The organism is Comamonas sp. DB36 (assembly GCF_057914905.1).
Map to the genome: position 1 here is coordinate 452892 of NZ_CP196633.1, position 12221 is coordinate 465112.

Consider the following 12221-nt stretch of genomic DNA (forward strand, 5'->3'; position numbering starts at 1 on the left):
CTGAGGAAGTTCCGCTTTAACCACTGCAGGCGTAACTGCGTCAAAAATTCAGTGGTGACCGAACCGGCGCGGCTTGAAGGAATCAGCGACGGGATCATGAGCCGTCGGTGCCGGTTCCCACAGGCTTGAGCGCCTCCCGTTGGCGCCTGAAGCGGTGCGACGCCACCCGCAAGTGCAGTCGCATCACCTGTTTTGCGAGCTCGCCGTCACCCGCCCTGACGGCCGCGGCGAGGTCGCGGTGGTGGCTCAGGCTCTGCAGCTTGTCTTGCAGCGTGCTGATGAAGTGCGATCGCAGCACGATTGGCATGTCGATCAGCGACGTCAGGATCGAGTGCAGGCGTGGCGATCCGCTCGCGTCCAGGATCGCTCGGTGGAATCGGGCATTGTTTTCCTGCAGTCGCTCGGGTAGTTCATCTCCGCCTTTGTGGATCGCGCGCTCCATCTGGCCATTGAGATCGTCCAGTACGTCAGCGAGGGCGGCCCCGCCGCGACGGGCAGCCAGTTCGGCGGCATGCGATTCGAGCAAGCCGCGCAAGTCGAAGGTCTCCTCGATGTCGAAATCAGTCCACTCGGCCACCCGAACGCCCCGATTCGGGTCGGCCGTGGCCAGGCGATCGTCGATGAGGCGCTTCAGGGCAGCACGCACCGGCGTGCGGCTGATCGCCAGTTCACGCGCGATGTGCTCCTCTTTCAACTGCTCACCCGGAGCATAACCGCCACCGACCACCCGCTGGCGCAGAACCTCATAGGCCTTTTCGGCCGCACTTGCTTTAATTGTTTTGATATTGTTCATCTTGCACTTTGCAAAGCGAAAGCTCGCCTTATTAATCGATAACCCCTAGTGCCAAAGTCTTGCTGTTTTGTTTTTACATTGTACATTTCAACCAACGCAACCCAATTCAACACAAACAGAATCCTATGCTCGGACTTCAAATCTTCAAACGCCGTCGCCAAGTCCCAGTAGGGCTCATCGACGCCTTCCGCGGCCTGCCGGTCGCCAACATCAGTGACTGCATGACCCGGATGACGGCAGGTGGCCCTCGCCTTCGCCCCATGCACAAAGGCGGCGCTCTCGCTGGCCCCGCACTCACCGTGAAGTGCCGCCCAGGAGACAACCTGATGATCCACAAAGCGCTCACCATGGCCCTGCCGGGTGACGTGATCGTGGTGGATGCGGGAGGAGATCTGACCAACTCCCTCTTCGGCGAAATCATGGTTGCTACCGCGGTGAAGATCGGCGTAGCCGGCATAGTGCTCAATGGTGCCGTCCGGGACTCCAAGGAGATCGGTCAGGGCGAATTCCCGCTCTACGCCGCGGGCGTCACGCACCGCGGACCATACAAGGACGGCCCTGGCGAAATCAACGTGCCGATCGCCATCGACGGGATGGTGATTCTGCCCGGCGACCTGATTGTGGGCGATGCGGACGGGCTGCTCTGCATCCCCTTCGACGATGCGCAGCAAGTGCTGGCCGCAACACACAAAAAGATGGAAGCCGAAAGAAAGATGCTGGCCGACATTGCGGCGGGCCAGCTCGATACGACGTGGATCGATGCAACGCTCAAGCGCATCGGCTGCAACCCGGAGGCTGTGTGATGTCCAAGCTTCAAAAGCGGGTCGTTCGCTCCGACTTGTGGATCGCACCGGCGTTCGACGAGCGTCTGGCCAGCGAGCGCGACATTGCACTGGGAATTTTCCCGGTGCGCGGCAACAGCGCGGCTGCGTGGGACATGCTGTCCGCCGCACACGTCTATCACATCTCCGCCGCAAAGGATGAGCTGCCTCAGGAGTTCTTTGCCCGCGCCGAGCTTCTTGCCCGTTGCCCTGACCTGCTGTGTGTTTCAGCCGGAGGGGCTGGCTATGACACGGTGGACGTCGACGCATGCACAAAAGCTGGTGTGCTGGTTGTCAATCAAGCCGGCGGCAACGCAATTTCCGTGGCCGAGCACACGCTCGCGATGGTCCTCGGCGTTTCTCGCCGCATGATCGAGGGCGACCGCCGCATGCGAAGCGAGATCGGCTACTCCCGCGAGGACGTGATGGGTCACGAAATTTGCGGCAAGACGATAGGACTGGTGGGAATCGGCCACATCGGCTCGCGGGTCGCAGCCCTTGCGCGCGCCTTCGGTCTGGAGGTCATCGCCACGGATCCTTTCCTGTCCCAAGAAGAGATCACCCGTCGCGGTGCTCAGCCTGTGTCCTTCGATGAACTTCTTGCGCGATCGGATTTTGTGTCCCTGCACTGCCCGCGAGATGCGAGCACCATGAAGCTCATGAATGCCGACACCTTTGGCCGCATGAAAAAGGGATCGATCTTCATCACCACAGCGCGTGGCGGCATCCACGACGAAGCGGCGCTGGTACAGGCACTGCGGTCTGGGCATTTGGCCGGCGCCGGCGTGGACGTGTGGGACCAAGAGCCGCCACCGTTGGACCACCCGCTGCTAGGCATGGACACCGTCTTCGCGACCTACCACGTGGCGGGTGTCACCCACGAATCGCGCGGCAATGTCGCTGCAATCAGCGCGCAGCAGATCGTAGATCTGCTGGCCGGACAACGCCCTCCCCGCCTCATCAATCCCGAAGCCTTGCCTGCCTACGAGAAGCGTCGCGCGCAGATCTTGGGCTGAATCCCGCCGACTTCCTTCTCAACTTACCGTTCCCGAAAGAGACTGCTGAAATGCAACGCATCACCGCTCTCCTGCGCCGCTTCGTACCGGCCCTGGTCTTGTCCACTGTCGCCGCCACCCCTGGCATGGCGTTCGCCGCCTATCCCGAACAACCGATCAAGATGATAGTGGCGTACGCTCCCGGAGGGGGCAGCGACGTCATCGCGCGGCTGGTTGCGCAATACATGGCCAAGCATCTTGGCCACAACGCGAGCATCACGGTCATCAACCGCCCAGGCGCAGGCGGTGGGATCGGCTTCAGCGAGCTCACGCGCGCTCCAGCAGACGGCTACACGATCGGCATGATCAACACGCCCAATGTTCTGACCATTCCGATCGAACGAAAGTCCAACTTCCACTGGCAGGACTACGACCTGCTGGGCAATGTTGTCGACGATCCCGACAACATCTCGGTGCGCGTTGATAGTGAATTCAAGACGCTCAAGGACCTTGTCACGTATGCGAAGGCGCATCCTGGCGAGGTGTCTTACGGGACCACCGGGGTCGGCTCGGACGACCATCTTGCGGCCTTGCAGCTCGAAAAGGCGGCTGGGATCAAGATGAACCATGTGCCATTCAAAGGTGCCGCCGAGGTCCTCAATGCCACGGTGGGCAAACAGATCACGATCGCTGTCATGAACATCGGCGAGGCGCTCGCCGCGGTGAAAGGCGGCAACCAGCTTCGCCAGCTCGGCCAAATGAGTGCCAAGCGCAGCAGCGTAGCTCCGGACGTGCCGACGTTGCGCGAACAGGGGTACGACATCATCATGGCGTCCCTGCGCGGCTTCGCAGCGCCCAAAGGCTTGCCCGCACCGGTGCGCGAGCAGCTTACCTCCGCACTGAAGAAGACCGCCGCAGACCCGGAATTTCAAGCCAAAGCGGCGAGCTACTTCGCACCCCTGCGCTATCTTGAACCTCAAGCCTACTCGGCAGAACTGAAAGACACCGAGGCCAGTTTCAGGCAGCTCTGGCAAGTGATGCCTTGGGGCGAAAAGTAAGTAGCGGATGCAGCCCGAAACTTCAGCAAGCGACGTGGACCGGCAGGCCCACGCCGCGGCAACAACCCGCTTCGGCAAACCGATTGTCCTTCCGGCACGGTTGGGCCATGTTCTTTCCCTGGACGACTTCGAAGCTGCAGCACGCCGACACCTGCCAGCACCGGTGTTTGCGTACGTTTCAGGCGGGGTGGAGCGCAATCAATCGCTGAGGGCGAATGCGAGAGCGTTCGAAGCATTCGAGTTCGTGACAAGAGTTCTGGCCGATACATCGAAGCGCTCCACAGCGACAAAATTGTTCGACCGCACTTGGTCGGCACCCATTGGGATCGCGCCGATGGGCATCTGCGCTCTGTCGGCTTACCGCGGGGATCTGGTGCTCACGCGGGCGGCGGCGCACGAGAACATTCCGATGGTGATGAGCGGCTCCTCGCTCATCCGGATGGAAGAGATCATCAAAGCGAACCCCCACGCCTGGTTCCAGGCTTACCTCCCGGGCACGGAAGACGAAATCGTGGCACTGATCGAGCGCGTCAAGATCGCAGGCTTCGGAACCCTGGTGGTGACGCTCGATGCCTCCATTGCGTCGAATCGCGAAAACAACATTCGGGCCGGCTTCTCTACGCCGCTTCGGCCGAGCATGGCATTGGCCTGGGAGGGACTCACACATCCGCGGTGGCTGTTCGGTACCTTCCTCAATACGATCATGCGCCACGGCATGCCGCATTTCGAGAACAACCATGCACGGCGAGGCGCGCCCATCCTCTCGACAAGCGTATTGCGCGATTTCTCCGATCGTGGTCACCTCGGCTGGCAACACATTCGGATGGTCCGCGCGATGTGGCCGGGAAAGCTGGTCATCAAGGGGATTCTCGATGTCCGGGATGCGCGCTTGGCGGTGGAGACCGGGGCCGATGGTCTCATCGTATCGAACCACGGAGGCCGCCAGCTTGACAGTACCGTGTCGCCCCTTCGGGTGCTGCCCGGCATCGTGCAAGCCTGTCCCGAAGTGGCGGTGATGATCGACAGTGGCTTTCGGCGCGGCACCGACGTGCTCAAGGCACTCGCCATGGGCGCGAAGTTCGTCTTCATCGGCCGGCCTTTCAACTACGCAGCCGCCGTCGCGGGCGAATCCGGCGTGCGCAAAGCCATTTCACTCCTGCGCGAGGAGACCTCGCGCGACATGGCGATGCTGGGCGTGTCGTCGCTGCAGGACCTGGAAAGGGACTGCTTGTTGGAGGCCTGATCGCCAGAAGACGACGTTGTCAGTCCAAATTGATCGCAATGCGCAGTTTCTATCTGTCCCGCTGGGGCCAGCAGCGCTGCCGCGAAGACATAGTTGTTCATGCCCCGCGCCCACCGGGCCGACATAGGTGATTGCCTTGCCCAAACATTCGAGCAGGGCTATTGCGGCACGAAGACCTGCGCCTCACCGGGCATGATCGCCAGCGTACCGGCGACCGCCTTCTTGACCCCGCTCCGGCGCATCGATCAACGCCACGCACTGCTGCTGCTGCAGCCGTTGCGTCAGTGCGCGCCTGCGGTTGACATAGGCCGAGCGCAACCGAACTTGGCAGCGAATTCTGCGCGCCCAACAAACGCCTGATCCAAGCATCGATTCAGGCTGCCGTGGCCACCGCCCCCATCACCAGCCCGGCTTCGCGAGGCCGCGCATGGAATCAGGACGGCCTATGGCGCGCTCGCGAAGAACAGGGCTTTTAGAGCTCCACAGTGCCAACCCGGCATTTGCGAGTCCCCGGACTTGATCACGTGTTCGCCCCTAGCTCGGCGGCGCCGCTCCCTGCGCAGGAATCCACCGGTGCAGCAATGCCGCAGCCAGCGCGGCCAGGGCGCCCATGGCGGCAATACCGGTCGCGAGCGACGCTGCGGAGACAATCAGCGACAGCAGCGCGGGCCCGGCGGTAGCGCCGATGTCCGCCAGCAGACGCCAGACCCCGAGGAAATACGACCTTCCCTGCACCGGCGCGTGATCGGCGCCCAAGGTCATGTTCATGCCCGAACTGATGCCATTGCCAAAGCCAATCAGCATGGCCACCAGCAGCAGGGCCGGCAGGCTGCCGGTCAGCGGCATCAGCAGCATGCCCGCACCCATGAACAGCATCGCGGGCAACGCGACCCAGCGGCGGCCCTTGACGTCCATCACCTTGCCCGCTGGATAGAACACCAGCGTCTCGATGCCGCCGGCCACGCCGAACAGCAGTGAGGCTGCGGTGGGGCCCAGGCCCAGGTGGTCAGCCCACAGCGGCAGGACGACCGAGCGCGACGCGCGCACCGCGCCGACCAGCAAGATCGCCAGGCCCAGCGTCAGAAAAACGCGCTGGTGGTCGGCAATGGTCGACAGCAACGAGACCGGCTTTGCGGTCTGCGCGGATGGCTGGCGCTGGTGGCCGGGCAGGTCCGGAATCCGGGAACCAAGGGCTGCGGCCGAAAGTGCCGCCACCATTCCTACAGCAAAGGCCGCGGACAGGCCGTGGAAGTAGATCACCGCGGCGCTGAGAAACGGCCCGACGAAACTCCCTATGCGCACCACTCCGCCTAGCGCCGAGAGCGCGCGGGCGCGGTGGCTCAAGGGCACCACCTCGGTCATGTAACTCTGGCGCGCGAGGTTGTACATGGCCTGCGACATGCCCATCATGAAGCAGCCCAGGGCAAACACGCCGAAATGCGTCGCGAAGAAACAGACCGCCATGCCAAGCGCGCTCCACAGCCCGGCAACCACGATCGCGCTGCGCTCGCCCCAGCGCGCGGTGAACAGCGAAGCCGGAATGTTGTTGAGCACGCAGCCGATGCTGATCAACGTCACCGCCAGCGCAGCCATGGGAATGGATGCGCCCAGCTCCCTGGCCAGCAGCACGACGACGGGAAGAATGGCCCCGTCGCCTATGCCAAACAGCAGCGCCGGGCCGAACGCGGCGACTGCGATCTTGCGAAATGAGAAATCGTTCAAGGGGTTCAATCTGAGATGGCGTGATGAGGGCCCTGGCAATCGAGCCAGATCCCCGCTGGCAGCAAAACCCGCGCATATGCAAGTGGTGGGCTGACTTTTAACTGCGGCTTTGAGCCGGTGCGACGCTGGCGCCCTCTATCCCGTGGCGCTTGAGTGCTTCAGCGATGAAGCCGCTTTGCTTGCGCTCCTCGACAAAGGCGTGCAGCGCCGCCGCCGCGGCTTCGCCCCGGCTGGTGGGCATGCCCATGGCTTGCTGAATGACCATGAAACGGCCTGGCAGCAGGCGCAGGCCGGCAATGCGCTGCGCGTCCGCCTGCAGCTGCTGCTTGACGCCGGCCGCCACATCGGCCTGTGTCGCCAAGAAGCTGTCCACCACGGCCGGTGAGGTGGCAGCGCGCTCGATCGTCGCCTGCCGGAGTTCACGGCTCAGGAACAAGTCATAGGCGCTGCCCTTGCCCACGGTCACGCGCCTGCCGGGCTGGTCCACCTCTTCATTGGCTTGCAACGGCGAGGCCTCGCGCACCAGGTAGGCGCCCTCGATCAACACATAGGGTGCGGTGAAGCGGATGCTCTGGCCCCGCAACGGGTCGATGGCAAAGAAGCCGATATCGGCCTGCTGCGTGGCGACGGCCTCGACGGACTTGCCCGCCGCATCGAAAACAACCAATTCCACGCCTACCCCCAGCTGCTCGCCAAAAGCACGGGCCAGGTCCACGGACACCCCGCCCACTTCCCCCGTCTGCGCGTTGCGGTGGGCCAGGATCGGATTGCCCAGATTGATGGACGCCCGAAGAACGCCCATGGGCGTGAATGCTTGAAGAATGTCGGGGGATACGTGCATGGTGCAAAGGGTCAAGGTTTGAGAATTCCGCTGATCTTTTCGAGATTGCGCAGCGTGCTCGACAAATGCACCCGCATGGCCTGCGCGGCTTCGTCGTTGTGCCCCCGCTCCAGCAGATCGAGCAGGTGCAGGTGCTGTTCGCAGTGTTCGCGGTAGCGCGAGCGTTCCTGCATGGAACGGTAGGACAGCAAGCGGCGCACGCGGTTCACGCGCCGGATGGTGTCGATGAAAAACGGATTGCCCGAGCCTTCGACCAGCGATTCGTGGAAGTGCACGCCGCGTTCGTGCAGGTTGTCCGCGCTGTCGGTCGCTATGCCGCCTTGCAGCAGATGCCTCTCCGCGGCTCGGCAACGCTCGATGACGTCTGGCGCCAGGTGGTAGCCGGGCTCGAGCAGGGCCGCGGGCTCCAGGGCCAGTCGCAAGCGGTAGGACTGCAAAAGGCTGTCGGCCGTGGTCAGCATCGAGGAGAAGCTCCAGCCATAGCCGGGCTTCTTCTCGGCCCAACCTTCGCTGGAGATCCGTGCCATGACGCTGTTGAGCTGAGCCGGGGTCAGCGCATAGCGGTGCTTGATCTCGGTTTCCTTGACGTCGCGGGGCAGCAGTCCACGCAGAAGGTCTTCGGCAATGCGAAAGTAGACATCCGAGACGACATTGGTTTCACCGATGCCCAGTTGTTCCACCAGGGTCTTGGTGGGAGCCACCACGGGCGTGGCCAGGAAGTAGCCTCGATTGGCTTCGCGCTTGAGAACGCCTTTTTCCGCAAGAATGCCCAACGCCTCATTGATGGGCGAGCGGGACACCCGCAAACGGTCGGCAAGCAGTTGCGCAGGCAGATGGCTGCCCACGGTCATCTCCTGCGCCTTGATCAATTCAAGGATCTTGGTGACTATGGTTTGTTCGATACGCATGGCATCGGATTGTCCATTCAAGCCGGACATTGCGCAGCGGTTTCCTGTCGGTGTTGTTGCAGCATCCGTTGCAATGTCGAGGGAATGACGCCGCCCTTGCGCAGCAGATCCACTTCCAACTGCGTCTCGACCGCGGCTGTCGCAGTCAGTGGCTCGCTGTCGCCGTTGACGCGCAGAATGCGCACCACAACCGGGCCACGCGGCGTGATGGCGTCCACGGGGGCATCCACCATGATGCGATCGCCCAGAACCAGGTGCAGCGACGCGGGTGTCACACCTGGCGGGAAGCGCAGCGGCAGGATGCCCATGCCGATCAGGTTGGAGCGGTGAATGCGCTCGAAGCTGTTGGCCAGCACGCTGCGGATGCCCAGCAGCCGCTGCCCCTTGGCGGCCCAGTCACGCGAGGAGCCGGTGCCATAGCGCTCGCCGGCCACCAGCACCACCGAATCTCCGTCGTCCGCGTAGCGGCACGCGGCGTCATACAGCGGCATGACGTCGCCGCTGGGCACGTGGACGGTATGTGCTACCGGCACGTCGGGCGCGAGCAGATTCTTCAAGCTTTTGCTGTGAAACGCGCCGCGCACCATCACTTCCCAGTTGCCGCGGCGCGATGCAAAAACGTTCAGGTCGTTGCGGTCGTCGCCGCGCTCGACCAGGAAGTCGGCCACCAGGCTGTCCCTGGGAATGGCGCTGGCCGGCGAAATATGGTCGGTCGTAATGTCGTCGCCCACCACCAGCAGCGGATAGGCGGTGAATTGCCCCAGCAGGCTGCCTTCGTTCAGGTCGGCAAACGGCGGGCGGCGCAGTGCCGTGGACTTCGGCTCCCAGGGATAGAGCGGCGTGTCCGGTGCCGGCAGCTGGTGCCAGAGCGGATTCTGCAAGGCGATCTGGAACGCGCGGCGGTAGTCCGCGGGGTCCTGGGATGCGGCCAGGCAGGCGTCGATTTCCGCGGCGGACGGCCAGAGGTCCTGCAGAAACACGCAACGCCCGTCCGCTGTCACCTGGATGGGATCGATGCGCAGGTCCTTTTCGGCGTCTCCGGCCAGCGCAAACGCAATGACCAGGGGCGGCGACATCAGAAAGCCCAGGTCCAGATCGGGATGGACGCGGCCCGGGAAATTGCGGTTGCCCGACAGCGCGGCCACCGGGTGGATGGCGCCCCGCGCCATGGCCGCCTGGACCGCCGCCGTCAGCTGACCCGAGTTACCGATGCAGGTCGTGCAGCCATAGCCGACGATGTCAAAACCCACCGCCGACAAATCGTCGGTGAGCCCGGCACGCTGCAGATAGGCCGCGGCGGCGGGCGAACCCGGACCGGTCGAAGTCTTGACCCAGTGCGGCACCTTCAGGCCCAGCGCCCGGGCCTTGCGTGCCACCAGGCCGGCGACGACCAGCAGGCGTGGGTCCGAGGTGTTAGTGCAACTGGTGATGGCAGCGATGACGATGGGGTGGCGTGGCATGTCCGTGGCGCTGCCCGTGGGCGTGAAATTCAAGGCCTTGAGCAAGGCCGATGTTTCGCCAAAGCCGCGCAGATCCTGTGGCCGGCGCGGCCCCGCCACATGCATCTCGACGGCGTCGAGATCGATTTCAATGCTGCGCGTGAAGCGCGGATTGGCGCTTGGGTCGAACCACAGCCCCAGGGCCTGGGTCAGCACACGCACGCGCTCGATGGCAGCCGCGCTGCGGCCCGTGGCGCGCAGGTAGTCGAGGGTGGCCTCATCGACCGGAAAGAAACCGGTGGTGGCACCGTACTCGGGCGCCATGTTGGCGACCACGGCGCGGTCGCCAGCGGTGAGCGTAGACACGCCGGGACCAAAGAATTCAACGAATTCGCCTGACACGCCAATGGCGCGCAACCGACTGGTCACCGTGAGCGCCAGATCGGTGGCCAGCACGCCCGCACGCAGCTGCCCGGTCAGACGCACGCCAATCACATCCGGGATGCGCAGCATGGTGGGCATGCCGAACATCACCGTCTGCGCCTCCAGCCCGCCGACCCCCCAGCCGAGCACGCCGATGCCATTGATCATGGGCGTATGGCTGTCGGTGCCTATCATCATGTCGGGCACCAGCCAGCTTGCGCCCGAGCGCTGCTGCGTGGTCACCACGGTCGCCAGTTGCTCCAGGTTGATGGTGTGCATGATGCCCGTGCCCGGGGGATGGATGCGCACCCCCTGCAGCACTTTCGACGCCCACTGCAAAAAGCCATAGCGCTCGGCATTGCGTCGGATCTCGAACTCCATGTTGATTCCCGGCGCTTCCGTGCGCGCAAATGCTTCCACGGCCAGAGAGTGGTCCACCGAGACGTCCACCGGCAGGCTGGAATTGAGGGCCGAGGCATCGACGCCCGCTTCCGCCAGCGTGCTGCGCATCGCCGCCAGGTCCACCAGCGCGGGGGTGCTGGTGGTGTCGTGCATCAGCACCCGGCCAGGCTGGTAGGCGATTTCCGCTTCGCTGGTACCGGTCTGCGTCCATGCGAGCAGCGCCTGCAGCGCGGCCCCGCGCTCGCTGCCCGCCATGTTGCGCGCGGCGTTTTCCAGCAGCAGGCGCAACACCACCGGCATGTGTGCCAGATGCGTGCCAGCGAGCTTGCGCAGATCGGTGGCGCGGTAGGTCGTGCCGTTGGCCGTCAGGGCAAGCGTGGGGATCTCGGTGTTTTCCATAGGGTGTATTTTGCATTTTTCATTCATAAAATGCAAACCAGTGCAAACCCTAGCGATTTTCGAGCGGGCCCATACCGCGCTTCAAGGACACCTTATGTATGCCTATGTCGGCAGCCGCACCACCCGGGAAAGGAATGCCCGGGGTGAAGGCATCAGCATCTTTCGCCTCGATCCCGTGCAGGGCGCGCTGGAACTGGTGGCGATTGAAAAAGGCCTGGTCAATCCCTCGTTTCTGGCGCTGAGCCGGGACGGGCAATTCCTCTACACGGTCCATGGTGACGCGGCCGAAGTCAGTGCCTTCGCGGTGGAGCGCCAGACCGGACTGCTGCGCTTCATCAACCGCGAAAGCACGCAAGGCAGAAATCCGGTGCATCTGGCCTTGGATCCGAGCGGCAGGTTCCTGGTGGTTTCCAACCACATCGGCGCCAGCCTGGCCGTGCTTCCGATCAACGCCGATGGCGCGCTGGCGCCGCTGTGCCAGCTGATCGCGCTGGAGGGGCCGGTGGGGCCGCACCGTGTCGAGCAGCAGCAGGCCAAGCCGCACTTCAATCCCTTTGACCCCTCGGGCCGCTTCGTTGTCGTGCCCGACAAGGGACTGGACCGCATCTTCAGCTTTGCGTTCAGCGAGGGGCGGCTTGTGCCCGCCGCCGTGCCCTGGGTCGCGGCGCGCGAAGGCGCGGGACCGCGCCACATGGCGTTCCACCCCCACCTGCCGCTGGCCTATGTGGTCAACGAACTCGATTCCAGCGTCACCGCCTATCGCTTCGACGCGGGCAGTGGCGCGCTCGCTCCATTCCAGGTATTACCCGCGCTTGCGGACAGCTTTGTCGGCAACAGTCGGGCCGCGGGTATTGCCATTGATGCGCGCGGCCGGTTTCTCTACAGCTCCAACCGGGGCGGCGACAGCGTGGCGGCATTCGCCATCGACGGCCCTTCGGGGTGCCTGCGCTTTCTCGGCGCCGAGCCCACGCGCGGCAAGACGCCGCGTTGCTTTGCGCTCTCGCCGAACGGCCGCTTCCTGTTCGCGCTGAACGAGGACAGCGACACCATCGTCACCTTTGCCATTGATCCGGACACCGGAGCGCTCGCGGCCACCGGCGCGCAGGTGCGCTGCGGCAGCCCGGTGTGCATGGTGTTTTCGGCTTGAAGCCGCGCATAGATCAGATGACCCATCCAG

Annotated in this window: 10 protein-coding genes; 5 read left to right on the plus strand and 5 right to left on the minus strand. The window is 63.9% G+C overall.

Annotated features, from left to right (window positions below):
• Positions 1 to 94 precede the first annotated feature (94 nt).
• Complete coding sequence (locus ACSVDO_RS26355) at positions 95 to 793, minus strand: GntR family transcriptional regulator (RefSeq protein WP_489597564.1); 699 nt, start codon at positions 791 to 793, stop codon at positions 95 to 97.
• Between the two features lie 125 nt (positions 794 to 918).
• Between ACSVDO_RS26355 and ACSVDO_RS26360 the strand changes: the two genes are divergently transcribed.
• From ACSVDO_RS26360 to ACSVDO_RS26375, 4 genes are read left to right on the plus strand one after another with little or no spacing between them, the layout of a single operon-like run.
• Positions 919 to 1596: an RraA family protein gene (locus ACSVDO_RS26360; protein WP_489597566.1), complete on the plus strand. Its 678-nt coding sequence runs from the start codon at positions 919 to 921 to the stop codon at positions 1594 to 1596.
• Positions 1596 to 2630, plus strand: a complete 1035-nt coding sequence (locus tag ACSVDO_RS26365) for a hydroxyacid dehydrogenase (protein ID WP_489597567.1) — start codon at positions 1596 to 1598, stop codon at positions 2628 to 2630. The genes ACSVDO_RS26360 and ACSVDO_RS26365 overlap by 1 nt, the downstream gene beginning before the upstream one ends.
• Positions 2631 to 2680: 50 nt before the next feature.
• Positions 2681 to 3667 (plus strand): tripartite tricarboxylate transporter substrate binding protein, encoded by a 987-nt coding sequence (locus ACSVDO_RS26370; RefSeq protein WP_489597568.1) that lies wholly within the window; start codon positions 2681 to 2683, stop codon positions 3665 to 3667.
• Positions 3668 to 3674: 7 nt separating this feature from the next.
• Entirely contained in the window at positions 3675 to 4910 is a 1236-nt protein-coding gene (locus ACSVDO_RS26375) for an alpha-hydroxy acid oxidase (RefSeq protein WP_489597569.1), read from the plus strand.
• Positions 4911 to 5444: 534 nt separating this feature from the next.
• Here the strand turns inward: ACSVDO_RS26375 and ACSVDO_RS26380 are convergent.
• From ACSVDO_RS26380 to acnA, 4 genes are all read right to left on the minus strand, one after another.
• Positions 5445 to 6632: an MFS transporter gene (locus ACSVDO_RS26380; protein ID WP_489597570.1), complete on the minus strand. Its 1188-nt coding sequence runs from the start codon at positions 6630 to 6632 to the stop codon at positions 5445 to 5447.
• A 97-nt stretch (positions 6633 to 6729) separates the two neighbouring features.
• A complete protein-coding gene (locus ACSVDO_RS26385; protein WP_489597571.1) occupies positions 6730 to 7473 on the minus strand; it encodes an ABC transporter substrate-binding protein in 744 nt (247 codons plus the stop codon).
• Between the two features lie 11 nt (positions 7474 to 7484).
• Positions 7485 to 8381 carry a GntR family transcriptional regulator gene (locus ACSVDO_RS26390; RefSeq protein ID WP_489597572.1) on the minus strand — a complete coding sequence of 299 codons (897 nt, stop codon included), beginning with the start codon at positions 8379 to 8381 and terminating at the stop codon, positions 7485 to 7487.
• A gap of 17 nt (positions 8382 to 8398) precedes the next feature.
• On the minus strand, positions 8399 to 11044 hold the full coding sequence (gene acnA, locus ACSVDO_RS26395) for an aconitate hydratase AcnA (RefSeq protein WP_489597573.1): 2646 nt from the start codon (positions 11042 to 11044) through the stop codon (positions 8399 to 8401).
• Positions 11045 to 11138: 94 nt separating this feature from the next.
• On the opposite strand from acnA, the gene ACSVDO_RS26400 reads away from it, so the two are divergent.
• Positions 11139 to 12191: a lactonase family protein gene (locus ACSVDO_RS26400; protein WP_489597574.1), complete on the plus strand. Its 1053-nt coding sequence runs from the start codon at positions 11139 to 11141 to the stop codon at positions 12189 to 12191.
• Positions 12192 to 12221 lie beyond the last annotated feature (30 nt).